The following is a 24,852-nucleotide window of genomic DNA, read 5'->3' on the forward strand; positions in this document are numbered from 1 at the left end:
ATAGCTTTGTCTCAGGTTGAAGCAGCGACGTCTGATAAGCGCCAGCGATTGTCACCCAAGTATCGGACTTGGCTGTTATTCTGGAGCCTGTTGCGCCTTGTTATCGTAGTGCCTATCTGGCTGCTGGGTATTGTAGCGCTGGTATTGGGGGTGGCGTTATCTCCCTGGGGCACGGGGATACTGCTGTCGCAAGGTGAGCAACGCGATTTTTTCTCCTACGCGCAGCATGAGGGCGGTTTGCTTGATCATTTTATGATCAAAGATTTCCAGCTTCAGCTGGGTGGAACCCGCATAAGCGTCGACGAATTTGAGCTTGATTGGGCGGATGACTGCGTCCTTTCAGGCCGGTTATGCGTCGATACACTCCGCGTGGTGGGTGCTGATGTAAGGCTAGGTGCCTCGGATGAACAGCAACAACCACCAGAAGAAGAGGGCGCGCCACTATCTATTCGTTTCCCTTTTCCCATCGAGTTACGTTCATTACAGCTCGATGATGTCAACCTGCGGCTTGCCGATGGTACACAAGTAGCGTGGCGCTCATTGAGTTCGGCGGCCGTCGCTGAAGGCAACCAAGTGCGGCTTGAGCCGACACATTTGGAGCAACCGCGGCTTTACCTGCCACCCTCGGCAGGCGTTTTATTAACGCAAAATATGGACAGTCCTCTTTCTGCCCAGGCGATCGATGCCGCTATATTGCTCCGCGAACCGCAAGACCAAGCCATTCAGGCGGTCACGTCGCCAGAGGAGCAGTTAGAAGCACGCGAACGTCTCGAGTTACCCGATATCTCCTTGCCGGTAGATATCCAAATACCCGAATTTACAGTGAACGATTTTCGTCTTGAGGGGGCCACAGAATATCGCGTGGAGCGGCTCCAGCTTGGGTTAATGACCGAGGGTAACCACGTCGAATTAAACGAGCTTGCGGTCAAGACACCTGATGTGCAGGCTGATTTAACGGCCAACGTCACACTAAGGGATAATTATCCACTTGATGCACGCTTGAATGTAGAACTGTTTTTAGCCGAGACGTTTCCTGAGTTGGATGGCGAGACATTATCGTTAACGCTCTCGGGCCCTCTGGATGCACTTAACGCTCAGTTGAATGCCTCTGGTGCTGTTAATGCTTCGCTAAGCGGCCAAATTGATGCGCTAGCACCCACACTGCCGTTTCAACTTCAGCTGCAGAGTGATCAGGTTCAGTGGCCGTTGCCAGTCACCACGGATGAAGCGTCGGATCAATCCGAAGAGAGCGTGGCAACCGACCCCTATGTGGTGGATGACCTGAATTTGCAGGTATCAGGGAGCCTGGATAATTACAACGCTCAGCTCGCGATGTCGGTCGAAGGCCCCAGTGTACCACTTACCCAGATTGACCTTCGCGGTGAGGGCGATCTTGAGCAGTTTAGCTGGCAGCCGCTCACACTGGCGATCGACGAAAGCTCCTTGCGCAGCGAAGGCACCATTCGCTGGTTAGCCCCGATACAGGTGGATGCCAATGTTCGTTTGGATCAGTTTGACCCCTCCCACTTTGTGAATCAGTTAGATGGAAATTTGAATGGCGACATTGAATTTTCCTTGTCTCAACAAACGAGCCCGCAAGGCGATCTATGGGCTGTCAGTATCCCTAACCTATCGATTGATGGTGTGTTGCGTGATTATCCGCTAACACTGCAAGCGTCGCTGGACGCCAACAGCAATATGGAAGTTGATATTGATCAGCTGCTGTTTACCCAGGGCGATAACCGGCTGGAAGCAGCGGGGCAAATCAGCGAACAGACGATGTCGCTCGATGCCGACATCGCGCTACGCCAACTACAGACCCTCTCACCCGATCTGGCGGGCACTATCGTAGGGACGTTGGAGGCTAGCGGCAGTTTTGACCAACCGCAATTGCTGGCTGACTTACAAGGCGATAGTGTTCGATTCGGCGAAAATCGTGTGGAAAGATTGACGTTGAATGCCGATGTTCAGGGGATCGAAGATCCAAATCTCGATGTACAGTTGGCACTGCAAAACGTCAATGCTGGTGGTCAGGCGCTCTCCACAGTGGCCGTGGATCTTGACGGAAGGCTGTCAGCGCACCGTCTTGAACTCAATGTCCAGGGAATGGGTGACAATGTAGTAAGCCGCGCGCAGCTTGCCCTTGATGGGCGTTTCGACCAGCAACGTCAGCGATATCAGGCCCGGCTAACACCGCTGGAAGTTGACTCGGAGGCGGGCGATATTCGCCTCGAAGCGCCGTTGGATCTCCGCTATAACCTTACCAACGGTCAGGCGAATATTAGCCCATTCTGTTTGCGCCGTGAGCAGGGAGGCGTGGTGTGTTCGGAAGAACCGATTAGTGCATCCGCGCAACAGGGCAATGCCATACTCACGTTACGTGAAGTACCTATGGAGATGTTGGAGCCCTTTTTACCCGAAGAGTGGCAGCTAGCGGGTGATACAACGGCGGATCTTGACGCTCGCTGGCGTCAAGGAGGGGCGCAATGGCAGGCTAATCTGCAGGTGCTCAGTGAGCTTGCAGTGACTGCTATCAATGACTATGGCCAGCCCGTGCCACTGCCCGAAATCAGTTTGGATGCTCAAATCGAAGCTAACCAAGCGCAGGCGGATGCCAATGTGGCTTTTTCGCTTGCCGAAGCGGGTGATTTGAACCTGAGTTTATCGATCAATGATCCACTCGGGGCTGGCGAGCTCAGTGGTGAATTGCGTGCTGATGATGTTTCGCTGCAGCCTTATCGTCCCATGCTGGTGGGGATGGATCGATTGGAAGGTGATCTCAGCGGCAGCGTGCAAATTTCCGGCTCCACCGCTCAGCCTGATTTGCAGGGTCAGCTAGGTCTTCGCGGTATAGGGGTCAGTGGCCCCGATATTCCTGTCGATGTGCAAGGGGGTGAATTGGTAGTCACTTTCGACGGTGAGCAGGGCGGTATTGATGGTTACCTGGCGGCGGAACGTGGGCGCTTGGAAATTACCGGAGATGCTTACTGGCCAAGCGGTGACGACTGGCGAATTGGGGTAGACCTCAATGCCGTTCAAGAGCCTATACTGATCGTATTGCCGCAGTTTGGGCGATTAGAAGCTGCCCCGGATATTCGCATTCGTGTGACGCCTGACAGACTACAAGTTAGAGGTGATATCAATCTGCCTTGGGCAAGGCTTGAAATCGGCGATATGCCGTCATCCGCGGTAACGCCCAGTGGTGACGAAGTCATTATTACCGAGCGCGACGATCGACAGGCAGAAATCGAGGCCCAGCGTGCCGCCGCAAGGGGCGATGAGCCGAGTAATTCCGATGAGCTCGCCGCGACCGGCATGGCGCTTGATGTGCTGGTAACGTTGACGCTAGGCAGCGACATGCAGATTTCAGCCTATGGCCTAGAGTCAGGTTTGGGCGGCGCCTTGGAAGTTCGCCAAAGTGACGGAGCGTTACAGCTGTTCGGCGATGTCAATCTCGTGGATGGCCGCTTCCAGGCGTTTGGTCAAGACCTGGTCATTCGTCGCGGTGAGCTACTCTTCAGCGGTCCGCCTGGGTTGCCTACTCTTGACTTCGAGGCCATCCGAAACCCGGAGGTGACCGAAGATGACGTCATTGCAGGCCTCCGGGTCACCGGTAATGCTGAAACACCTAACGTGATGATCTTTTCTGAGCCAGCGATGGACGAATCTCGTGCGCTTTCCTACTTACTCCGTGGCCGTGCCCCGGACGCCTCTGGTGGCGGAGTTGACAGCGCGCTCACCACGGCACTGATAGGAATGTCGTTAGGACGCACCGGCGGCGCCGTAGGTTCCATAGGTGAGGCTTTCGGTATCGACGATTTAACCCTCGACACCGCCGGCGCAGGCGACGAGAGTCAAGTAGCCGTCAGCGGTCAACTAACTGATGACTTGAGAATCAGTTACGGTGTGGGAATTTTCTCGCCGATTGCAGAACTAACCTTACGTTATACGCTATGGCGTAATCTTTATCTTCAGGCCGTATCGGGTACCAATCAGGCGGTGGATTTGATCTACACCTTTACCCGTTCCGGTGATCCAACCATCTTAAAGCAGCAATGAGTGAGGACGATATGTCGCTATTTTCAAGTGCTAGTTCAAGTGCCAGCCGGGTACTGCCTGGCCGCGATGTCCCGATTAAAACCAGCGATGTCCACACCATCAGCGGCCACTCTCTACATCCGCCGTTTCCAGAGGGGCACGAGGAAATTGTGGTGGGCATGGGCTGCTTCTGGGGCGTCGAGCGACTATTCTGGCAGTTGCCCGGCGTCTATGTCACTGCGGCGGGGTATGCCGGTGGTGAAACCCCCAACCCGACGTATGACGAGACCTGCACGGGGCGTACCGGCCACACTGAAGTAGTGAGAATTGTTTATGACCCGCAGCGGGTCGATCTTGAAACGCTGTTGCAGGTATTCTGGGAGCAGCACGACCCTACCCAAGGAAACCGCCAAGGTAATGACATTGGCTCGCAGTACCGCTCCGCTATTTTCACCACTACCCAAGCGCAGCTTGCCACCGCCGAACAGAGCGCAGCGGCTTATCAGCAGGCGTTAGAAAAGGCGGGCAGAGGCCAAATCACCACTGAAATAAAACCGCTGGACACGTTTTATTATGCAGAGGCTTATCATCAGCAGTACCTCGATAAAAACCCGCATGGCTATTGCGGCTTAAAAGGCACTGGGGTGACATGCCCGATAGGCTAACGAATATTGATGAACCCGCACACCCACAGGAAGCTTCTATGCTGAAGCGTGAAAACCAAACACGGGCTTTTCAACGTCACGCACTGGGCGCCAGCTTGGCATTACTGCTTTGCGTGCCGCCAGTCTTGGCGGGCGAAGAGAGCAATGGCGCGGCGTTAACGATGCCTGAATCCGTGGGCGATACACCATTCGCTAGCGAGCGTGAAGCTGTGATGTGGCGCCAGCAAGAGCTCAAAGATATTGAAAGCCTGGTTCGTCAACTGCGTTTTGACTTGGTTAACAATCAAGATGTCGAGGCTGCCGCCCCTCGCTTAGCTGAACTACAGGAGCGTGCGCGTGGCCAGCAGCTACTCCCCGCTTTTATAAAAGGGACTCATGGCAGTGGTTCGGACGCTCGACCCACGCTATGGGAGGAATGGGATGAGTTTGCGGCTGGCTTTACGGATCTTGAAGCTAAAATCGACCAGTTGGCTGAAATAGCCGAACAGGGTGACGTCCGCCAGACGGCCAAAGCGCTTTCTGAGGTAGGGGCCAGTTGTAAGAGTTGCCATCGCGCCTACCGCTACGACTAGTGTCTCGGCAGGCGCTCAAAGATAAGGCTTAATCGCCTGGTTGTAGGCGGTCGATGCGGTAAAGCGTTTCGACTTGTTCTAACCCACTGATGGTGCAATTAAGGTCTTTCACGCGGCCATCACTTAAACCGTAAACCCAGCCGTGCACCGAGATTTGTTGGCCTCGCTGCCAGGCGCGCTGCAGAATCTTGGTGCGGCATAAACTGTTCACCTGGGCTTTGACGTTGAGCTCGCACATACGGTCAATTTGGTCTTCCAAAGGAAGGTGGCCGAGGGTGTCTCGGTGGCGATTATACTGCTCACGGACCGAATGCAGCCAATAATCGACTACACCGCATTCGCCGCCCATCATGGCGGCCTTGATGCCGCCACAACCATAGTGCCCAACGATCATGATATGGCTAACTTTAAGCACATCCACGGCATACTGAACCACCGAGAGGGCGTTCATATCCGTGTGGTGGAGCAGGTTGGCTACATTACGGTGAACGAAAACTTCCCCGGGTGGCAGCGCAATAATTTGATTGGCAGGCACACGACTATCGGAACAGCCAATCCATAGATAGTCGGGGTTCTGCTGACTTGAGAGACGTTTAAAATAGTCGGGATCCTCTTCGCACATGCGCTCAGCCCAGGCACGATTGTTATCGAGTAGCGTCGCAATAGGGTCAGCCATAAAGTCTCCAGCTAAGTTTAATAGAGTTAAGCCACTGATCGAGAAGCAGAATAATAAATCTTGGTAAGTATAAAGGATTGGACAGTATAAAATAGCAGCAAATGGTTTTAACCTCCCTCAGCGGCCAGGTCAATAACCCTACTTTAACTCCACAGGAGCAAACGATGGCAGACGTTTCTGAATACGAATATGACCTCCTGGTGATTGGTGCAGGCTCGGGTGGTGTGCGTGCAGCCCGGATGGCTGCCGCCACGGGCGCCAAGGTAGCCATTGCTGAAGATAGGTACCTGGGCGGCACCTGTGTCAACGTAGGGTGTGTTCCTAAAAAACTTTACGCTTACGCTGCCCATTTCCACGACAGTTTTGACGATTCCGCCGGCTTTGGCTGGCAGTTGCCCGGGCCTGCCAGCTTTGACTGGGCGACCCTGCGGGACAATAAAATCAGTGAAATAAAACGCCTTAATGGCATCTACCAGCGCATGCTGGAGGGGGCGGGGGTAACGCTCTTGAATGCGCGAGCGCGGTTAACAGATGCGCATACGGTAGCCCTAAGTGGCGAGCATGGCGACTCATCGGTGACCGCTAGAAAAATCCTGCTGGCGACCGGCGGCTGGCCGTGGGTGCCGAATTTTCCGGGCAGTGAGCATGCATTAGACTCCAACCAGATTTTTGATTTGGACACGTTTCCCAAGCGCTTTCTCGTCCTGGGTGGCGGCTATATTGCCGTTGAGTTTTCCAGCATTTTTAACGGGCTCGGCAGTGATACGCACCTGATTTACCGAGGCGAGCTCTTTTTAAAAGGTTTTGATCAGCAGGTGCGCGAGTTCACCTGTGCGGAAATGGAGAGAAAAGGGGTCAATCTCCATTTCAATATCAATATCGAGCGCATCGAAGCCACCCAAGATGCCTATAATGTCTACCTCACCGATGGGCAGGTGATGGAAGTCGATGTGGTGTTGGCGGCCACCGGGCGTAAAGCTAATATTCGTGATTTAGGGCTTGAGGCCTTAGGGTTGGGGCTAGATGAAGCGGGCAAAATTCCGGTGAATGACCGGTTTGAAACAGCGCTGCCTTCAGTATTGGCGCTTGGTGATTTAACCGAGGGGCCTGAGTTAACTCCCGTGGCCTTAGCGGAAGCGATGCAGTTAGTGGATATCCACTTCTCGGATGCCATTCCTCAACCGTTGGATTACATCACCATTCCTACTGCGGTGTTTTGTCATCCCAATATTGGCACGGTAGGGCTGTCCGAAGAGGCAGCGCGGGAAAAATTTGCCAATATCCGTGTTTACAGCACCAACTTCCGCGCCATGAAGCACACGCTCTCCGGCAGTCAAGAGCGTACTTTAATGAAATTGGTGGTAGATGATGCCTCTGATGTGGTCGTTGGTGCCCACATGGTGGGCGATGATGCAGGTGAAATCATTCAAGGAATTGCTATTGCAATAAGGGCGGGACTGACCAAGCATGATTTTGATCGCACTGTGGGTATTCACCCGACAGGAGCCGAGGAGTTTGTCACCATGCGGACGCTCACACGCCGCTAACTACTGTAGTCATTATATCCCCGAACAGGCGTGCCATTGGTGCGCCTTTTTTTGTCGCCCAGTTGCGCTACTCTAAAAGCAGTGAAGGCATCCCCTTGAATGTGAGCAGGCTGGGCATAACAGCATTTTCATAACAAAATATTATGGAAAACAGGATGGTGAATAATATGATTTTTGAATTGCTCATAATCAGCTGTTATAATGATTCTCAAATTCGCTACAGCGAAGCATAACTATGAGTACGCCGATACAACCGTTTACCCCCTCTGCTGATTTAGCACGACCTACAGTGGCCGATGCGGTCGTTGGGCATGCTGAAATGCCGCTTTTTATTCGCAAACCTAACGCGGATGATGGTTGGGGCGTTTACGAGCTTGTCAAAGCCTGCCCGCCACTGGACGTTAACTCTGCCTACGCTTACCTATTATTAGCCACGCAGTTTCGTGATACCTGTGCGGTGGCTACCAACGAAGAAGGCGAGGTCGTTGGTTTTGTTTCCGGCTATGTGAAAGATAACGCGCCGGATACCTACTTTTTATGGCAGGTGGCCGTGGGTGAAAAAGCCCGTGGCACAGGGTTGGCACGTCGCTTGGTTGAGGCAATCATGTCTCGCCCAGAGCTTGATGATGTGCACCATCTTGAAACCACGATTACCCCCGATAATTTAGCTTCATGGGGCTTATTTCGCCGCTTGGCAGCGCGTTGGCACGCACCGCTCAACAGCCGCGAATACTTCTCTACCGAACAGCTCGGCGGCGAGCATGATCCGGAAAATCTGGTACGCATCGGTCCGTTTCAAACCGACCGCATCTAAAGCGTGCCACGCCGTTAGAAACGCAATGGATCGAGGTTTTTCCACTTCTGTTGCGCCGGGCTAGCAACGTCTAATAGCAAACTGATCAACTAAGGAGGTCGCAATGCAGACCCAGACGCTTGAACGCATGGAATCCAACGTACGTACTTACTCTCGTTCCTTTCCGGTGGTATTTACCAAGGCGCAAAATGCGCGCCTGACCGATGAAAACGGCCGTGAGTACATTGATTTCCTCGCCGGCGCGGGCACGCTCAATTACGGCCACAACAATCCGCACATGAAGCAGGCAATGATTGACTACCTGTCAACGGACGGCGTCGTTCATGGGCTGGATATGTGGACCAATGCCAAGCGCGATTACCTTGAAACGCTCGAAGAGGTCATTTTCAAGCCACGTGGGCTCGACTATAAAGTGCATCTGCCTGGCCCAACGGGCACCAATGCTGTTGAAGCCGCTATACGTTTGGCCCGTGTCGCTAAGGGTCGCCATAATATTGTCACGTTTACCAATGGCTTTCATGGCGTGACCATGGGCGCATTGGCGACGACCGGTAACCGTAAGTTTCGTGAAGCCACGGGCGGCGTACCTACTCAGGGTGCCAGCTTTTTACCCTATGATGGCTACATGGGCGAGCATACCGATACACTCGATTATTTTGAAAAACTGCTGGGCGATAAATCTGGCGGCTTGGATATACCTGCCGGTGTGATTATTGAAACCGTGCAAGGCGAGGGCGGTATTAACGTTGCAGGCCTGGAGTGGCTAAAGCGTCTGGAAGGCATCTGTCGCGCTCACGATATTCTGCTGATTATCGATGACATCCAAGCGGGCTGTGGTCGTACCGGTAAATTCTTCAGCTTTGAGCATGCGGGCATTACCCCCGACATTATTACCAATTCGAAGTCACTCTCTGGCTTTGGTCTGCCGTTCGCCCATGTCTTGATGCGCCCTGAGCTGGATCAGTGGAAGCCGGGTCAATATAACGGCACTTTCCGCGGTTTCAGCTTAGCGATGGTGACCGCCACGGCCGCCTTGAAAAAATACTGGTCCAACGACACCTTTGAGCGTGATGTTCAGCGCAAAGGGCGTATTGTAGAAGAGCGTTTCCAAAAGCTTGCAGCACTACTGACGGAAAGCGGCATGCCTGCTACCGAACGTGGCCGTGGCCTGATGCGGGGTATTGACGTTGTTTCTGGCGATATCGCCGACAAGATTACCAGTAAAGCATTCGAGCATGGCTTGGTGATTGAGACCAGTGGCCAGGACGGCGAAGTCGTTAAATGCCTTTGCCCGCTAACCATTAGTGATGAGGATTTGCTAGAAGGCTTGGATATCCTGGAAATGTGCGTGAAGGCTGTTGCTAGCGAGTAATTTAACGTTAGGATAAAGCGTGGGCCCACGCCTGATTCGTTAGGGAAACCGCGGCTGGTAATCGCTAGTCGCTATGCTATGGAGTACTTCTATGATCGTTCGTAACCTCGAAGAAGCACGCAAAACAGAACGCCTAGTGACTGCTGAAAACGGTAACTGGGACAGCACACGCCTGGTTTTGGCTAACGACAACGCCGGTTTCTCGTTCCATATAACCCGTATTTTTCCCGGTACTGAAACCCACATTCATTACAAAAATCACTACGAAGCAGTGTTTTGCTATGAAGGTGAAGGCGAAGTAGAAACCCTGGCCGATGGCAAAATCTGGCCGATCAAAGCGGGCGATATTTACCTGCTTGATCAGCATGATGAGCATCTGCTGCGCGGTAAAGAGAAAGGCATGACGGTGGCCTGTGTCTTCACGCCACCCATCACTGGCAACGAAGTTCACCAGGAAGACGGCTCTTACGCAGCGCCTGAGTAAAGCCTGGGTAATAAGAAACCAAGTGATAAAAGCGTCAGCCTAGAATGAAAAAAGCAGCCTGCTAAATAGCGGGCTGCTTTTTATCGCATAGCTTTTTACGAGGCTATCGATGGTTTATCAGGCTGCGATGCTGCGTACATTGTATTAACCACTCGATTTATCGAACACCAGTGTAATCTCTCCCAACGCAAAGCCGAATTTACGCATGGCAGTTTTGTTGATCAAGCGGCCATCCGGTTGAAGATACATCCAGTCATCCATAGTGAACGTGATCATTCGACCATCAATAGCGAGCTCAAGCGGGTAACGCATGTGGAAAGCATGGCCGTATTGACGGGCTTCAACGTGGCCCTCTACATCGCTTGCAGTACCGATCCAGCGGTGTTCGTCAATCCGCTTAAATGTCCATACACGTCGATCAGTTTCGCCGTCTGAAAACACGAAAGACTCATCCAGCGTCAAGGTGTCGTCTTCGTAGGTTCCTTCGATCTCCACGGTGAAACGGCGCTGTACTTCACCCGAATAGTCCTGAACCATGCCCCAGGCTTTGGTGGTACCAGAAAAGTACTCAGCGATATCCAGGCGTGGTTCTGAACCAGCGTACTCTTCAATATCAACACTCGCGCAGCCCGCCAGCAGAAAAAGCAGGGTGAAAAAACTAATACGCAGAAAGGAGAACATACCATTATTTCCTGTATTTATAGTGGCCTTAGATACAAGTATGGTAAAACATTTTACTAGCATAGGGCAGCTAACCATTTGTCGCTACTCAACCTTGGTCGGGTTCGCTTAATATATATTATGTTAAATCAAGTAAACTGAGTGGCCGAAAAAACATTGATGGCGTTGGACACTCGTCGCCCATCTCCTTATTATTCCCCCACCTATTGTCCAAGGATATCTCTCGTTATGCGCCCAGGTGTTTTGTGGCTTATAGCTGGCTTGTCGCTTTCTATTGCAGGCTGTGCAGCAACCCAGCCAGAAACTAATGAACCGCCTCCACTAAGCGAAGCGTCTTTCAATACCCGTATCCTTGAATTAGAGACTCAACTGACGCAGCAATGCGACACCCACGCTGAGCTGCAGTCACGCCAGCTTGATCAACAGCAGGTGCTCACTGCTGACGTGCGTGAAGTAGGCAGTTTGTTACGTTCACTGCGCCAAGATGTTCAGCAGTTAGAAGCTCGTGGTGACGAACCTGTCATCATCCGTGAAGAGTGTGAAGTGGATGAGACACTAAGCACTAAAACGCTGCTGGGCCGAAGTGAATGGGTCGGTCTGCCCAGCCTGGGGACTTATCTTAAAGCGCGTGTCGATTCTGGCGCCAACACATCGTCGCTTTCTGCGGCAGATATTACTCGCTTCGAACGCGACGGTGAGGACTGGGTGCGCTTCAAACTGGCGCTTAACGACGACGATGTCGCCGTTGAGGCGCAGCGTGATGAATGGGTGGAAGCGCCCATCGTGCGTCGAGTGCGGATTGTTCAAGCGTCGGGCGAAGAGTCACGGCCAGTCATTTCCCTATTGATGACGCTTGGCCCTATCCGTGAAAACGTCGAATTTACCCTCAATGACCGTTCCCATTTGGATTACCCGGTACTGCTTGGCCGCCGTTTTTTGATGGACATAGCGATCATTGATGTAGCCGACACCTATCTGTATGACCGCCCCGAGTTTCCAGGTGGCGAGCCAGCCGATCAAGCTGCTGAAGACGAAGCAGCCGATCAAGACGATACAGAAGAGTAACTGCTCTCCCCTGGCGCTATACGCTGAAAGGAATCTCCATGTCACGGTTAATGTTTTATATTATTGTCGGCTTGCTACTGGTGGCGGGTGTTGCCACCAGCGTACATCGCCATGTGCAGTTTGAAATTCCCTGGTTACCCGGTGAACAACGTCAGGTTTGGGAAATTGAAGCCGGCATCACTTTTAATGCTCAAGATGGCCCCGTGCAGGTCGACTTGGCGCTGCCCTCTCATCAGGCGGGTTATCGCGTTTTAACCGAAAACACCGCATCGTCAGGCTATGGTTTAGCCTATCAAGCAGACGAGCTGGGCCGTACGGCGCAATGGACGATCCGTGAGGCAGCAGGCAGTCAAACGCTTTACTACTCAGTGCAAATGTTGGTATCACAAGATGCTCGCTCCCCAGTGCAAACACCGCCTCAAATGTCGCCTGCGACCCCATGGGAAAGCCCCTACGACACGGCGGCTAGCCAGCTAATTGAACAAGCCTGGGCGCGTAGCGCTAACAATGCGACGTTTGCCCGTGAGTTAATCCGTGATGTAAACGGTGAGCGGCAGGAAGAAAACGCCCGGCTACTGCTTTCTCAAGAGAATCCAGCGGCCCTGGTGGTGCGCTTGTTAAACCAAGCGGGCGTGTTAGCGCGTGAAGTGAGCGGCCTACTATTGGAAGATGGACGTCGACGGCAAACGCTGAGCAGTTGGATTCAAGTTTTCAACGAATCGGGTGAAGAGTGGTCTATTTTCAACCCCTTAACCGGCGAACAAGGTAAGCCTGACAATCTGCTGTTGTGGGAAACCGGCGGTCGCGCCGTGTTGGAAGTTCAGGGCGGCACCAATTCACGAGTGACGTTCTCGATGATGACCCATGATCAGCCTGCATCGGCGGCGGTACGCAATCATTACTCTGAAGACACCCTGCTGAACTTCTCTATTCATAGCTTGCCCCTGGAAGAGCAGGCGCTGTTCCAAACCATCCTGTTGATTCCGATTGGCGCATTGATGGTGGTTTTCCTGCGTGTCTTGGTGGGTATCAAGACCTCCGGTACGTTTATGCCGGTGTTGATTGCCCTCGCTTTCATTCAAACCACCCTACCCACCGGCCTGATCGGCTTTCTCTTGATCGTCGCGGTTGGCCTGATTATCCGAAATTATCTTTCTTACTTGAACTTACTGCTGGTGGCCAGGGTGTCCGCGGTCATCATTACGGTGATAGCGATCATCTCCATCTTTACTGTGCTGGCCTATCGTATGGGGCTGAGTGCTGGCTTAACGATTACCTTCTTCCCGATGATCATTCTGGCCTGGACGATCGAGCGGATGTCAATTTTGTGGGAAGAGGAAGGCCCCAAACAGGTGCTGATACAGGGTGGCGGCAGTTTGATTACCGCTATCTTGGCTTACTTGGCAATGAACAACCCTTGGGTGCGCCATATCACGTTCAACTTCCTGGGCGTTCAGCTGATACTGATGGCAATGATCCTGCTGCTGGGTAATTACACCGGGTATCGTCTGCTGGAGCTGCGTCGCTTTAAGCCCATCACTGATGATGAGAAACCTTCATGAGCTGGTTGAAAAACTGGACCTGGCCCACGCGACTGCGCGACAAGGGCATCATCGGTATGAATCGGCGTAATATCCGCTATATTGGTCGTTACAATAGTCGCCGGCTCTATCCGCTAGTGGACGATAAGCTTAAAACCAAGCTGCTCGCCCAGCAGTATGGGATTACGTCGCCAGAGCTGATCGGCACGGTAACCACCCAATTTGGGGTGAAACACATCGGAGAAATGCTTACCGGTCATGCAGGCTTTGTGATAAAGCCTGCTAAGGGCAGTGGCGGCAAGGGTATCCTGGTCATTGAAAAGGTGGAAGATAACGCCTTTATCAAACCAAGCGGTGCCCAGCTGTCGATTACCGATGTCGAGCGGCATGTCTCCAATATTCTGTCGGGCCTCTACTCCCTGGGCGGCTCGCCCGATGTGGCGGTGATTGAAACACTGATCAACTTTGATGAAAGCTTGATGGATTACACCTACGAAGGGGTTCCCGACATAAGGGTTATCGTCTTCAAGGGCTACCCTGTCATGGCCATGATGCGATTATCCACCGCCGCCTCTGACGGTAAGGCAAACTTACACCAGGGTGCCGTTGGGGTGGGTTTAAACATTGCGACGGGAGCTGCCCTCCGCGCCGTTCAGTTTGACCGTCCCTGCTTTAGCCATCCTGACACAGGCCACGATTTAGCGAGTTTGGTGGTGCCTCAATGGGACACTCTGTTGAACTTGGCGGCAGGCTGTTACGAGATGACGGGCCTGGGCTATTTAGGTACCGATATGGTGTTGGATCGTAAGCATGGGCCAATGCTACTCGAACTTAATGCACGCCCAGGACTCGCCATTCAGATGACCAATGGTGAAGGGTTGCGGCGACGTCTAGACCTTATTGAACGTCAGCCGGATGGCGTGCCTGCCAAACAGCGTGTTGCCTTTGCCCAGCATCACTTTGCACGGCAAAGTGAGTTGGTAGAAAGCCCTGACACCTCCTCATCCAGCGCGTAGACTAACGGCGTGTAGGTAAGCGCCTCAGACTGGCCAGAAGTAGTGAAAGGCCAGATACTAGGCTAATAACGTCCAATGAGTTGCCCATGACCCAAGCGAATACACTACTGCAGCAGGCGGAGTCTCAATGCCACATTCGAGGCGTTCGTTTCACCCCCATACGCAGGCGCGTACTTGAGCTAATTGCCGAAAATGGGGGTGGGCTGAAAGCGTATGATCTACTCGATAAACTGTCGACTGAACATGCGGCGGCTCGGCCACCGACGGTTTACCGGGCGCTTGAATTCCTGATCGACCAAGGCTTAGTGCACCGCATTGAATCTCAGAACGCCTATGTGGCTTGTGCATGTCCTGAGCATGTTCATGGTTTCCAGCTACTGATATGCCGTCATTGTGGCTATGTCGAAGAGCTGCATTTGGATGAGATCAGTGATCAGTTGGCAGCACTGGCAAAAAGCCAAGGATTCAATGTTGAGCGCCAAACCATTGAGCTTCAAGGGCTCTGTCAAGATTGTCGAGCACACTGAAGCACCAATAGCTAGTGAGTAGAATGTATGTCCCGTTTTGATCAAGTAACACCCGAGGCACTTTTTAAGCAGCTTGAGCGTGCGACCCCCGCTGATAGCTTACCCGCTGTATCGACCCTGCTGGCAGCCGTTCGCTTTAATGCCGATGGCCTGATTCCAGCCATTGCCCAGCAGCATGATTCCAAAGAAGTGTTGATGATGGCGTGGATGAACCGACAGGCGCTCGAAGAGACGCTAGCCACCCAGCGGGTGTGTTACTACTCACGATCAAGAGGTAAGCTGTGGCGTAAAGGCGAATCGTCGGGGCAGCAGCAGCTGCTTATCTCAGCGGCGTTTGATTGCGACGGTGACACCCTACTGCTCCAGGTGGACCAAACAGGCCCCGCTTGTCACACCGGACGGCGTAGCTGCTTTTATGTGCAGGTAGGCCATGAGCAAGTAGCGATTACCAGCACGCCGCTAATCGATCCCGATGAGCTCTACGGCCAAAAAGCGACATCCTAACCGTGAAGCGCTTCGCCGCGAGCCGTTGGCTGACAGCCCTACCATCAGCGTTGCGCTGGTTGCTGATGAAAGTAATGATCGGGTGCGTTAAAACCTACCAATACACGATCAGCCCCCTGCTAGGGCCGCGCTGCCGGTTCTGGCCAAGTTGCTCGTCTTATACGATTGAAGCAATACAGGTGCATGGGCCGTTAATGGGCGGCTGGATGGCTATCAAGCGAATTGTTAAGTGTCACCCCGGCAACCCTGGTGGAATGGATCCTGTGCCGGGCGGTCGCAGCGAGCAGCTCTACCGTGAAGATCAGGAAGCGCTCCCACACGCCTGCAGCAACGACCACCTGCCCCGCTAGTGCTGCTGAGCCACTTGGTAGATTCTTTCCAACATGGCATGCAGGCCATTGCTACGCGTCGGCGAAAGATGCTTGTCCAGCCCCAAGTCCGCTAAAAAGTGCGGTTCGGTAGCACGAATTTCAGCCGCCGTACGGTCGCTGTAGATACGCAGCAATACCGCTATCAGCCCGGACACGATAGCGGCATCGGACGTTGCTTTGAAAATCAGCTTATCGCCCTCCTCTTCATGCCGCATCCAGACATTTGACTGGCAGCCCTGGATTTTAAACTCTTCACTTTTCCAGTCGTCGGGAAAATCAGGTAGTTGTTTCCCCATATCGATAATGTATTGATAACGATCCATCCAGTTATCGAATATTTCGAAATCTTCAATTAGCTCTTGTTGGGCCTGCTCGGCGCCGGAAGTGCTCATGGCGTTTCCTTCTACGTTGGTCAATGCGTTGGTCATTCTCTATGGCGAATGCAATGATCCTATTATAACGACTCAGTCGCGGCTTGAGGGGTTATCAAGCGGCGAATTGTCTAAGCGATGGCGCTGCTGTTCGCCATGCCACTCGATGTCCTCGTTGTGTAGGTATCTTGACGTGGTTTCAAGGCGCGCATGGCGGGCGGACTCGGCCAAATAGCGTAGGCTAACGCCCGATTGAGCCTGATGAGTTATCGAGGTGTGCCGTAACCAGTGTGGGGTTGCCTGACGCAACGTGTTGATATGCGATGAGACTCCGCCCTGCGCTTCAAGCGCTAGTGCTGCCTGTTGAAACGTTGCCCTAATCAGCCTGTACAGCTGATTGTCGCCCAACCCACGCTGACCATCCAGGGCGCGAAGCGCCGGTGTCGTGCGCTCCTGCTCGCCAGGCTGATCTGGCAAGCCTAGCGCTTGTCTCCATTGCAGCAGGCAATCCAGCATATCGCCGGGCAGCGGAATTCTCGCCACCTTACTGCCCTTGCCTACCACGCTCCACCACCAGCGCCCTTCGCTGCGCTGAAAATCGCCCATATTGGCCACCGCCATTTCACTGATACGCGGGGCAAGCAAATAGGCAAACGCAAAGATAAAGCGTCGCCGTGCCTGCTCAAACAGCGCCCGACTACCCGCCTTTGCTGGCAGCGGTTCATTGAGCCACTGCCATAGCCATGCCCACAAATCACTCTCCAGGTAACGCTCGATGCGTGGGGTTTGATTATTCAATCGGCGTGACTTGTCCCGCATCAGCCGAAACGGGTTGTGACTCACCCACCCAGCCTCTACTAGCCAGGCAAACATTCCTTGCAGAATGACCAAGCTCTGGCGTCGACTAGATGCCGATAAGGGCCCGCGAAACGGTCGCCACGCTGGATGAGCCCGAGGCTTGGAGGGTCCGATCCACTGCTCTCTTGGCTGTGGGTCAGTAAGGAAATGCTCAAATCGGCGCAGCAGCTCTCGGTCTATTGCTGCCAGCGTCAGCCCTTGCTGCGTTAACCAAAGCAGCAGCCGCTCGGATTCCCGGCGATACGCTTTCCAGGTCTGTGGGCTATCCACGTACTCGTCCAGCCATGCCATAACTGCCTGAGTATCGTTGTGCGCTTTTATTCTAACGTCAAGCTGTCCGCCTTCGGGCGTGCGCCCCAAAAAAGACACGACACGGCCGGGTATCAGCGCTTTAGGCATTGCTTACGGCTCGATGAGGCATTTTTTGATGACCTATTGATTGCCTACCTGTTTTTTGAACACCCATTTTTGAGACCCCTTTCCTCGCTCAACTATTCCCTGAACACCCATTCCCTACAACACAATAACCTCTAGGTGCTAATTGTGTCGCTGTAGCGCTATAAATTCAAGATAAGACGGGTAATCTTGAATTTATGCTTTTTATAATAAATATTATTACGTAATACGTAATATGTAACAATTGCTTTTTACTACTTAACTATCGACAATGGTGGCTCTAAGGCGGCTAGCAACATACACAGGGAAGGACGACACCATGGCCCGCAACGGCATTCAGTACAGCGATGTTCAGCAAGCAATTGATGAATTGCTCTCTCGCGGCGATACGCCCAGCGTGCAGCGTATCCGCGATGTACTGGGCACCGGCAGCTTTACAACGATCAGCGATCACTTCCGCCTTTGGCGCAGCGAGCGCGAGCAGAATCGTGACGTACCACCGCCCAAGGGTGTCCCGGAAGTGGTGGTGAGCATGGCCAGCGAACTGTGGCGCGAGGCTCAGGAGGTGGCGAATCAAACGCTGCTCCACTATCGCGAAGATGCAAATCGCCAAGTGGCTGACGCCCAGCAGCTCGCAGAGGAGGCTAAACAGCAGGCCGCTAACGCTGAACAGCGCGAAAGCGCCCTCGCCGAGCATTTGCGCCATATGGAGCAGCGGATGGAGGCGTTAAACCGGGAATTAGCCGCTAGTCAAACCAATGAACATCACTGGCATCAACAGGCCGAAGCGTCGCAAGAAGAAGTAACCCAACTGAAGCAGGTACAGCAGCAGCTAGAGAGGCAAGCAGACTCACAGCGCGATGCGCATAGCAATGCCATCAGCGAGCAGCAGGTAGCTTGGGAGCAGCGTCTAGTCCAGGAGGAGCAGCGTCATGAGGCGGCCGAAGGAAGGCTAATGGCAATGCTGGATAGTGCTCAGCAGGCGCGTGCCCAGGAGGAGAAGAGTTTCCAAAAACGCCTGCAGCAGTCTGAGCAGCGCACTAATACATTGAGCCAGGAGTTAAAGACAAAACAGCAGACCCTGCATCAACTGCAGTTGCAAGCCAGTGAGCGTGAGCAGCAGCTAAGTGAGCAGAAGCAGCAAATGACGGAACTGGAAAAACAAGAGAAAGCGCTGACTCAGCAGTTAAATGAGGCCAAAGCCACGCTAAACAGCCAATCCCAGCAGCATGCCGAGCGCGAAGCGGCGCTACAACAAGCTTGGCAAGAGAAGCTTTGGAGCCGCATGGAAGCACTGCAAACACAGCTAACGGCGCTCCCCGAAGCGCTTTCCAAGCAGAGCAGTGAGCCAGGCCAATCGTCAACCTAAAGACATAAAAAAAGCCCAGCGATGCAAGCTGGGCTTCTGAGGCTGACGATCGCTAATTTAACGATAGTAAGCGTTAGTGGTGTCGCTGTGATCCGTTACGTCGCGGATGCCTGCCAGCTCTGGAATACGCTCCATCAATGTCTTCTCAACGCCATCTTTAAGCGTTAAGTCAACGGCTGCACAACCCTGACAGCCGCCGCCAAAAGCAAGCACGGCGTACTGCTGCTCTGTCAGCTCGACCAACTTAATCTCACCGCCGTGGGCTGCTAGGCCGGGGTTAATCTCGCTGTAAAGTACGTAGTTAATACGGTCTTCCAGCGGACTGTCGGCATTGACCTTGGGCATCTTGGCGTTAGGCGCCTTGATGGTTAGCTGGCCGCCCATGCGATCGGCGTTGAAATCCACCACTGCCTCTTCTAAGAATGCCAAGCTGTTTTTGTCGAGATAGACGTTGATCTTCTCGAGTTCCAGCAGCACATCTGTCGGCTCTTCTTCACCAGGGCGGCAATAAGCCAGACAGGTCTCTGCGTAAGGCGTGCCGGGCTGGGTGATAAAGATGCGCACGGCGATGCCTTCGACGTTTTGCTTTTCCAGCAATTCCGCAAGGTAAACCTGGGCGCTATCGGTAATATCGATACCCTGAGTATCGGTATGCGTATCTTTTTCGCTAGTCGTGGTCATGAGGGCTGTCTTCCTCCCGTGGTAGTGGCTTGGCCACTTCACATGTCATTTGTGTCTATGGTAAGCAAAACGGCGCGCGGACACAATCCCGACTGTTTTAGTCGGCTATTTTAAGGGCGCCTTTTGCCCTCCCTTTTGCTACAATTGCGCGCCTGATAATCACATATGCTGCTTTCACGACGATTATAAGCTCCCCTTTGACGACTGTGACGCTGGAGAATTCCCCCTGCCATGGCTGATAGTGCTTTGACCGCAACCCTCACCCAACGCCTTGCTGAACGCATCCTGATTCTGGACGGTGGTATGGGAACCATGCTGCAAAACGCCCAGCTGAGTGAGGAAGATTTTCGTGGCAAACGGTTCAGCGATTGGCCCTCAGATCTTAAAGGCAACAATGACTTGCTCGCCCTAACCTGCCCGGATGTGGTCGCACGGATTCACCGCGACTACCTGGAAGCCGGTGCGGATATCGTTGAGACCAACACTTTCAACAGCACCCAGCTTTCCCAGTCTGATTACGGCATGGAAGCGCTGGTGGTGGAGCTAAACCGCGAGTCAGCGCGGCTTGCCCGTGAAGTGTGCGATGCCGTCGCCGCTGAAACCGGTGTGCCTCGCTACGTTGCGGGCGTCCTTGGCCCAACGTCGCGCACCGCATCGCTGTCGCCGGATGTGAATGATCCCGCCAAGCGTAACGTCACCTTTGATGAGCTGCGCGAGAATTACTATGAAGCCGCCGAAGCGCTAATCGCTGGCGGTGCCGATTTGATCATGATCGAAACCATCTTCGATACGCTCAACGCCAAGGCGGCGATTTATGCCCTTGAAGAGCTATTCGACGATCGCGGCGAGCGCCTGCCGGTCATGATCTCTGGCACGATCACCGATGCATCCGGGCGTACGCTCTCTGGCCAAACCACCGAAGCCTTCTGGAACTCCGTACGCCACGCCCAGCCGCTCTCCGTTGGCTTGAACTGCGCCTTGGGTGCCGAAGAACTTCGCCCTTACCTGGAAGAGCTTTCCACCAAGGCAGATACCTTCGTCTCAGCGCACCCCAACGCGGGCTTACCCAACGAGTTTGGCGAGTACGACCAAACACCAGAAGAGATGTCGGCGATCGTCAGCGAGTTCGCCGAGAGCGGCTTGGTCAACATAATCGGCGGTTGCTGTGGCTCCACGCCTGAGCACATTCGCGCCATTGCCGATTCCGTGCGCGATATGGCACCGCGGGTCATTCCTGAGCGCCGCCGCGCCTGCCGCTTATCCGGGTTAGAGCCGTTCAACATCGAAGCGGATTCACTCTTCGTCAACGTCGGTGAACGCACCAACGTCACCGGTTCGGCGCGTTTTAAGCGCTTGATCGTAGAAGAGGACTTCACCACAGCGCTGGAAGTCGCCCTTGAGCAAGTGGAGAACGGTGCTCAGGTCATCGATATCAATATGGACGAGGGGATGCTCGAGTCCAAGGAAGCCATGGAGCGCTTTCTTAACCTGATTGCCGGTGAACCCGATATTGCCCGCGTGCCGATCATGATCGACTCCTCCAAATGGGAGATCATCGAAGCGGGGTTAAAGTGTGTTCAAGGCAAAGCGGTGGTGAACTCCATTTCGCTAAAAGAAGGTGAAGCCGCCTTCCGTGAGCAGGCAACCAAGTGCCGCCGCTTTGGTGCGGCCATTGTGGTGATGGCGTTTGACGAAGAAGGCCAGGCAGATACCTTCGCGCGCAAAACCGAGATTTGTCAGCGTGCTTACCGTCTATTGGTCGATGAAATCGGCTTCCCTGCCGAAGATATCATTTTTGACCCGAACATTTTCGCCATCGCCACCGGCATCGAAGAACACAACAATTACGCGGTCGACTTTATCGAGGCGACCCAGTGGATTCGCGACAACCTGCCTCACGCCATGGTATCTGGCGGTGTTTCCAACGTGTCGTTCTCGTTCCGTGGCAACAACCCTGTGCGCGAAGCGATTCACTCGGCGTTTCTGTATCACGCTATCCGGGCGGGCCTCACCATGGGCATCGTCAACGCGGGTCAGCTCGCGGTTTATGACGACCTTCCCGCCGAGCTTCGCGAAGCCGTCGAAGACGTCGTACTCAACCGTCGTAGCGACGGCACTGAGCGGTTGTTAGATATCGCCGACAAGTACAAGGGGGATGGCAGCGGCGCGGCGAAGAAAGAGGACCTTGAGTGGCGCAGCTGGCCTGTCAATAAGCGTATCGAGCATGCGTTGGTGAAAGGCATAACCGCCTATATCGAAGATGATACCGAACAGGCCCGTGCCCAGGCGGAGCGCCCTATCGAAGTGATCGAAGGCCCGCTGATGGACGGCATGAACGTGGTCGGCGACTTGTTTGGCGACGGCAAGATGTTTCTGCCGCAGGTCGTCAAATCGGCGCGAGTGATGAAGCAAGCTGTTGCCTACTTGATTCCTTATATCGAAGCAGAGAAGAGCGAAGAGGCCAAGGCCAAGGGCAAAATCGTCATGGCCACGGTAAAAGGGGATGTTCACGATATCGGTAAAAACATCGTGGGAGTCGTGTTGCAGTGTAATAACTACGAAGTGATTGATCTCGGGGTCATGGTCGCTGCAGACAAAATCTTGCAAGCCGCCAAAGAGCATAACGCCGATATTATCGGTCTCTCTGGCTTGATTACCCCATCGCTCGATGAAATGGTGCACGTGGCCAAAGAGATGCAGCGCCGTGGCATGGACCTCCCCTTATTAATCGGTGGCGCAACCACTTCTAAAGCGCATACCGCGGTGAAAATCGAACCTCAATACGAACACCCGGTGATTTATGTGACTGATGCTTCTCGCGCGGTGGGAGTCGCAGGTCGTTTGCTAGCGCCTAATCAAAAAGCCGCTTACGTGGCGGAGATCCGCGAAGAGTATGAGAAAGTGCGAGAGCGTAATGCCAAGCGTCGGCCGAAGGCGGCGGATCTTGACTACACTCAGGCACGTAAACGGCGCTTTCGTACCGACTGGAACGCCCACACCCCAGCCGAGCCCAACATGCTGGGGCTGAAGACCTTCAATAATTACGATCTGGAAGAGCTGATCGAGCGCATCGACTGGACGCCCTTTTTCATGAGCTGGCAGCTAGCGGGCAAGTATCCCAAGATTCTTGACGACAAGGTGGTAGGTGAAGCGGCCCGCAACTTGTTTGAAGACGCCAAAGTCATGCTGCGCAAGCTGGTTGAAGAGAAGCGCGTTCAGGCCTGCGGTGTCATTGGCCTTTGGCCCGCCAACAGCGTCGATGATGATGTGATTGAAGTGTATGCCGACGAGTCACGCAGCGAAGTGATAGAGCGGCTACACCACATTCGCCAGCAGACCACGAAAGGCCGCGATGGCATTTGCTACAGCCTGGCTGATTTCATTGCGCCGAAAGAGAGCGGCAAAGCCGACTGGATCGGCGGTTTCGCGGTCACTACCGGCCACGGTGTCGACGAGCTCTCCAAAGCATACGAGGCGGCCGGTGATGACTATAACGCGATCATGGTGCAGGCATTAACGGATCGCCTGGCGGAAGCCTTTGCCGAACGTATGCACGAACGCGTACGCAAAGAGTTTTGGGGCTATGTGCCGGATGAAACGCTGGACAACGATGCTCTGATTGCCGAGAAATATCAGGGCATCCGCCCTGCCCCTGGCTACCCCGCCTGCCCGGATCATACCGAAAAAGCGGCCCTCTTCCGGCTGCTGGATGCGACTGAAAATACCGGATTGGCGTTGACTGAAAACTTTGCCATGTGGCCCGCGGCCGCTGTTTCCGGTTGGTACTTTGCGCATCCCCAGTCGAAGTACTTCTCGACGGGCAAAATCACGCGGGATCAGGTAGAGGCTATTGCCGCCCGTAAGCAGATGCCCCTTGAGGAAATGGAGCGCTGGCTCTCGCCGGTGCTCTCCTACGACCCGAGCTAACCATTGCTGTTTGCACAACGCCATGGCCGGGTATTACGCCTGGCCTTTCCCATCATGTTGGGCATGCTGTCGCAAAGCGTGCTCAATTTGGTCGATGCTGCCCTGGTCGGCCATTTGGGTGAAGTGGCACTGGCCGGCGTAGGCGTGGGTGGTTACGCCATGTTCATGTTGAGCGCGGCCGTGTTTGGCCTCTCTTCTAGTGTGCAATCACAAACCGCTCAACGCTTGGGCGCGGCCCGATCAGGGCTCTACCACCCGCTTCAGTCAGGCTTGGTGGTCGGTCTTGCAGTGGCGCTACCGCTTTCCCTGTGGGCATGGTGGCAGGCACCGCTGCTGATTGGCTTGATCACTGACGCAAGAGACGTACACAGCGTTGCCGTCGACTATTTCCGTTGGCGCGTAGTGTCGCTGGTGGCCATCGCTTTGACGCTTTGTTTTCGTGGCTACTGGAATGGACGCCATCAGACACACCTCTATTTGCGTATCATCGTGGCGGTTCACCTGCTCAATGTGGGGCTAAGCGCCGGGTTGATTTATGGCCTGGCAGGCTTACCCACCTTGGGGCCTAGTGGTGCTGGCGCGGGCACTACGCTATCGCTGTGTGCAGGCTTGATGGCGTGGTATTGGGTGACGACAATGCATGTATCCTTGCCACCAGTGTTGACCCAATTACCGTGCCTGACCACGTTGCGCACTACCCTACGGCTTGCCGTGCCTCATTCAATGCAGCAGCTTTTATTTGCAGCGGGCTACGCGGTACTATTTTGGCTGTTAGGCCAGCTAGGAACCGCTAGTGTCGCGGTTGGCCATGTGCTGATTAATTTGTCGCTGTTACTGATCTTGCCGGGCGTGGGCGTTGGGGTAGCCGCGATGAGCTTAGTCGGCGAAGCGCTAGGCCGGGATGCCCAACAAGAGGCTCACCGCTGGGGCTTGGATGCATTAAGAATCGCTTGGTTGCTGCTGCTGTTGCTGGCATTACCTATGCTGTTATTGCCAGAGTACGTATTGAGCCTCTTTTTCACCGATCATGCGCTAGTTGCCCTGGGAGCCCTGCCGCTGCAGTTAACCGGCGTGATGATTGTATTCGATGCGGCAGCATTAGTGCTTGCCCAGGCGTTGATGGGCGCGGGGGCTCAGCGTACCGTTATGCTTCTGACGCTGGGGATGCAGTGGCTGCTATTTCTACCTCTGGCTTGGTGGGTAGGCATTAGTCTTGAACACGGCTTGCCGGGTATCTGGCTGATGCAGCTACTTTACCGCTCGATTAATTCAGTTGGATTTTTATGGGTATGGCAACGTCGCCGTTGGGTAGCGCTGGCTGTTTAGCCCCGCCCCCCAATCTGGGTTCTTTTAACCGTCCCTTTGCTTGATTATTAT

21 protein-coding genes are annotated in these 24,852 nt (G+C 54.0%); 16 read left to right on the forward strand and 5 right to left on the reverse strand.

What is annotated here, in order from left to right:
• The first annotated feature begins 6 nt into the window (after nucleotides 1-6).
• The 3 genes from tamB to ACUN8H_RS15080 are packed head-to-tail and all read left to right on the forward strand — an operon-like array spanning nucleotide 7 to nucleotide 5,275.
• Nucleotides 7-4,059 carry an autotransporter assembly complex protein TamB gene (tamB, locus tag ACUN8H_RS15070; RefSeq protein ID WP_445532882.1) on the forward strand — a complete coding sequence of 1,351 codons (4,053 nt, stop codon included), beginning with the start codon at nucleotides 7-9 and terminating at the stop codon, nucleotides 4,057-4,059.
• A gap of 11 nt (nucleotides 4,060-4,070) precedes the next feature.
• A complete protein-coding gene (gene msrA / locus ACUN8H_RS15075; RefSeq protein ID WP_445532883.1) occupies nucleotides 4,071-4,703 on the forward strand; it encodes a peptide-methionine (S)-S-oxide reductase MsrA in 633 nt (210 codons plus the stop codon).
• Between the two features lie 38 nt (nucleotides 4,704-4,741).
• Entirely contained in the window at nucleotides 4,742-5,275 is a 534-nt protein-coding gene (locus tag ACUN8H_RS15080; RefSeq protein WP_445532884.1) for a c-type cytochrome, read from the forward strand.
• Nucleotides 5,276-5,303: 28 nt separating this feature from the next.
• Here the strand turns inward: ACUN8H_RS15080 and can are convergent, their stop codons facing one another.
• A complete protein-coding gene (can, locus tag ACUN8H_RS15085; protein WP_445532885.1) occupies nucleotides 5,304-5,951 on the reverse strand; it encodes a carbonate dehydratase in 648 nt (215 codons plus the stop codon).
• Nucleotides 5,952-6,115: 164 nt separating this feature from the next.
• On the opposite strand from can, the gene gorA reads away from it, so the two are divergent.
• The 4 genes from gorA (at nucleotide 6,116) to ACUN8H_RS15105 (ending at nucleotide 10,168) form a co-directional block, all read left to right on the forward strand.
• Complete coding sequence (gene gorA / locus ACUN8H_RS15090) at nucleotides 6,116-7,498, forward strand: glutathione-disulfide reductase (protein ID WP_445532886.1); 1,383 nt, start codon at nucleotides 6,116-6,118, stop codon at nucleotides 7,496-7,498.
• A gap of 235 nt (nucleotides 7,499-7,733) precedes the next feature.
• Nucleotides 7,734-8,312: a diaminobutyrate acetyltransferase gene (ectA, locus tag ACUN8H_RS15095; protein ID WP_445532887.1), complete on the forward strand. Its 579-nt coding sequence runs from the start codon at nucleotides 7,734-7,736 to the stop codon at nucleotides 8,310-8,312.
• 103 nt (nucleotides 8,313-8,415) lie between these two features.
• The gene (ectB, locus tag ACUN8H_RS15100; RefSeq protein WP_445532888.1) at nucleotides 8,416-9,684 is read left to right on the forward strand and encodes a diaminobutyrate--2-oxoglutarate transaminase; all 1,269 of its coding nucleotides are present in this window, start codon (nucleotides 8,416-8,418) and stop codon (nucleotides 9,682-9,684) included.
• A gap of 91 nt (nucleotides 9,685-9,775) precedes the next feature.
• Nucleotides 9,776-10,168, forward strand: a complete 393-nt coding sequence (locus ACUN8H_RS15105; protein ID WP_035558199.1) for an ectoine synthase — start codon at nucleotides 9,776-9,778, stop codon at nucleotides 10,166-10,168.
• A gap of 144 nt (nucleotides 10,169-10,312) precedes the next feature.
• Here ACUN8H_RS15105 and ACUN8H_RS15110 read toward each other — a convergent pair whose 3' ends face one another.
• On the reverse strand, nucleotides 10,313-10,849 hold the full coding sequence (locus tag ACUN8H_RS15110) for a DUF3833 domain-containing protein (RefSeq protein WP_445532889.1): 537 nt from the start codon (nucleotides 10,847-10,849) through the stop codon (nucleotides 10,313-10,315).
• Nucleotides 10,850-11,077: 228 nt separating this feature from the next.
• Between ACUN8H_RS15110 and ACUN8H_RS15115 the strand changes: the two genes are divergently transcribed.
• From ACUN8H_RS15115 to yidD, 6 genes are all read left to right on the forward strand, one after another.
• Entirely contained in the window at nucleotides 11,078-11,914 is an 837-nt protein-coding gene (locus ACUN8H_RS15115) for an ATP-dependent zinc protease family protein (RefSeq protein WP_445532890.1), read from the forward strand.
• A gap of 38 nt (nucleotides 11,915-11,952) precedes the next feature.
• The gene (locus ACUN8H_RS15120) at nucleotides 11,953-13,476 is read left to right on the forward strand and encodes an inactive transglutaminase family protein (RefSeq protein ID WP_445532891.1); all 1,524 of its coding nucleotides are present in this window, start codon (nucleotides 11,953-11,955) and stop codon (nucleotides 13,474-13,476) included.
• On the forward strand, nucleotides 13,473-14,471 hold the full coding sequence (locus tag ACUN8H_RS15125; protein ID WP_445532892.1) for an alpha-L-glutamate ligase-like protein: 999 nt from the start codon (nucleotides 13,473-13,475) through the stop codon (nucleotides 14,469-14,471). The genes ACUN8H_RS15120 and ACUN8H_RS15125 overlap by 4 nt, the downstream gene beginning before the upstream one ends.
• A gap of 86 nt (nucleotides 14,472-14,557) precedes the next feature.
• Entirely contained in the window at nucleotides 14,558-14,998 is a 441-nt protein-coding gene (locus ACUN8H_RS15130) for a transcriptional repressor (protein ID WP_445532893.1), read from the forward strand.
• Nucleotides 14,999-15,025: 27 nt separating this feature from the next.
• Nucleotides 15,026-15,502 carry a phosphoribosyl-AMP cyclohydrolase gene (gene hisI / locus ACUN8H_RS15135; protein WP_445532894.1) on the forward strand — a complete coding sequence of 159 codons (477 nt, stop codon included), beginning with the start codon at nucleotides 15,026-15,028 and terminating at the stop codon, nucleotides 15,500-15,502.
• A 65-nt stretch (nucleotides 15,503-15,567) separates the two neighbouring features.
• Nucleotides 15,568-15,852 carry a membrane protein insertion efficiency factor YidD gene (gene yidD / locus ACUN8H_RS15140; RefSeq protein WP_445532895.1) on the forward strand — a complete coding sequence of 95 codons (285 nt, stop codon included), beginning with the start codon at nucleotides 15,568-15,570 and terminating at the stop codon, nucleotides 15,850-15,852.
• On the opposite strand, the gene ACUN8H_RS15145 is transcribed toward yidD, so the two are convergent.
• A complete protein-coding gene (locus ACUN8H_RS15145) occupies nucleotides 15,849-16,265 on the reverse strand; it encodes a SufE family protein (RefSeq protein ID WP_445532896.1) in 417 nt (138 codons plus the stop codon). The two genes, yidD and ACUN8H_RS15145, sit on opposite strands and share 4 nt — an antisense overlap.
• 72 nt (nucleotides 16,266-16,337) lie before the next feature.
• Entirely contained in the window at nucleotides 16,338-17,501 is a 1,164-nt protein-coding gene (locus tag ACUN8H_RS15150) for a tyrosine-type recombinase/integrase (RefSeq protein ID WP_445532897.1), read from the reverse strand.
• Nucleotides 17,502-17,817: 316 nt separating this feature from the next.
• Between ACUN8H_RS15150 and ACUN8H_RS15155 the strand changes: the two genes are divergently transcribed.
• The gene (locus ACUN8H_RS15155; RefSeq protein WP_445532898.1) at nucleotides 17,818-18,867 is read left to right on the forward strand and encodes a DNA-binding protein; all 1,050 of its coding nucleotides are present in this window, start codon (nucleotides 17,818-17,820) and stop codon (nucleotides 18,865-18,867) included.
• A 57-nt stretch (nucleotides 18,868-18,924) separates the two neighbouring features.
• On the opposite strand, the gene nfuA is transcribed toward ACUN8H_RS15155, so the two are convergent.
• Nucleotides 18,925-19,548: a Fe-S biogenesis protein NfuA gene (gene nfuA / locus ACUN8H_RS15160; RefSeq protein WP_445532899.1), complete on the reverse strand. Its 624-nt coding sequence runs from the start codon at nucleotides 19,546-19,548 to the stop codon at nucleotides 18,925-18,927.
• Nucleotides 19,549-19,779: 231 nt separating this feature from the next.
• Here nfuA and metH point away from each other — a divergent pair, with 231 nt between their 5' ends.
• Nucleotides 19,780-23,475, forward strand: a complete 3,696-nt coding sequence (gene metH, locus ACUN8H_RS15165) for a methionine synthase (RefSeq protein WP_445532900.1) — start codon at nucleotides 19,780-19,782, stop codon at nucleotides 23,473-23,475.
• Nucleotides 23,476-23,529: 54 nt separating this feature from the next.
• Nucleotides 23,530-24,801: an MATE family efflux transporter gene (locus tag ACUN8H_RS15170; RefSeq protein ID WP_445533014.1), complete on the forward strand. Its 1,272-nt coding sequence runs from the start codon at nucleotides 23,530-23,532 to the stop codon at nucleotides 24,799-24,801.
• The last annotated feature ends 51 nt before the right edge of the window (nucleotides 24,802-24,852 follow it).

Source organism: Vreelandella sp. V005 (assembly GCF_052645115.1).

Excerpts from the sequence above, each read along its gene's own strand:
- msrA (WP_445532883.1), top strand. The coding sequence starts at position 4,071 with ATGTCGCTATTTTCAAGTGCTAGTTCAAGTGCCAGCCGGGTACTGCCT.
- ACUN8H_RS15080 (WP_445532884.1), top strand. The coding sequence starts at position 4,742 with ATGCTGAAGCGTGAAAACCAAACACGGGCTTTTCAACGTCACGCACTG.
- can (WP_445532885.1), bottom strand. The coding sequence starts at position 5,951 with ATGGCTGACCCTATTGCGACGCTACTCGATAACAATCGTGCCTGGGCT.
- gorA (WP_445532886.1), top strand. The coding sequence starts at position 6,116 with ATGGCAGACGTTTCTGAATACGAATATGACCTCCTGGTGATTGGTGCA.
- ectA (WP_445532887.1), top strand. The coding sequence starts at position 7,734 with ATGAGTACGCCGATACAACCGTTTACCCCCTCTGCTGATTTAGCACGA.
- ectB (WP_445532888.1), top strand. The coding sequence starts at position 8,416 with ATGCAGACCCAGACGCTTGAACGCATGGAATCCAACGTACGTACTTAC.
- ACUN8H_RS15105 (WP_035558199.1), top strand. The coding sequence starts at position 9,776 with ATGATCGTTCGTAACCTCGAAGAAGCACGCAAAACAGAACGCCTAGTG.
- ACUN8H_RS15110 (WP_445532889.1), bottom strand. The coding sequence starts at position 10,849 with ATGTTCTCCTTTCTGCGTATTAGTTTTTTCACCCTGCTTTTTCTGCTG.
- ACUN8H_RS15115 (WP_445532890.1), top strand. The coding sequence starts at position 11,078 with ATGCGCCCAGGTGTTTTGTGGCTTATAGCTGGCTTGTCGCTTTCTATT.
- ACUN8H_RS15120 (WP_445532891.1), top strand. The coding sequence starts at position 11,953 with ATGTCACGGTTAATGTTTTATATTATTGTCGGCTTGCTACTGGTGGCG.
- ACUN8H_RS15125 (WP_445532892.1), top strand. The coding sequence starts at position 13,473 with ATGAGCTGGTTGAAAAACTGGACCTGGCCCACGCGACTGCGCGACAAG.
- ACUN8H_RS15130 (WP_445532893.1), top strand. The coding sequence starts at position 14,558 with ATGACCCAAGCGAATACACTACTGCAGCAGGCGGAGTCTCAATGCCAC.
- hisI (WP_445532894.1), top strand. The coding sequence starts at position 15,026 with ATGTCCCGTTTTGATCAAGTAACACCCGAGGCACTTTTTAAGCAGCTT.
- yidD (WP_445532895.1), top strand. The coding sequence starts at position 15,568 with ATGAAAGTAATGATCGGGTGCGTTAAAACCTACCAATACACGATCAGC.
- ACUN8H_RS15145 (WP_445532896.1), bottom strand. The coding sequence starts at position 16,265 with ATGAGCACTTCCGGCGCCGAGCAGGCCCAACAAGAGCTAATTGAAGAT.
- ACUN8H_RS15150 (WP_445532897.1), bottom strand. The coding sequence starts at position 17,501 with ATGCCTAAAGCGCTGATACCCGGCCGTGTCGTGTCTTTTTTGGGGCGC.
- ACUN8H_RS15155 (WP_445532898.1), top strand. The coding sequence starts at position 17,818 with ATGGCCCGCAACGGCATTCAGTACAGCGATGTTCAGCAAGCAATTGAT.
- nfuA (WP_445532899.1), bottom strand. The coding sequence starts at position 19,548 with ATGACCACGACTAGCGAAAAAGATACGCATACCGATACTCAGGGTATC.
- metH (WP_445532900.1), top strand. The coding sequence starts at position 19,780 with ATGGCTGATAGTGCTTTGACCGCAACCCTCACCCAACGCCTTGCTGAA.
- ACUN8H_RS15170 (WP_445533014.1), top strand. The coding sequence starts at position 23,530 with ATGTTGGGCATGCTGTCGCAAAGCGTGCTCAATTTGGTCGATGCTGCC.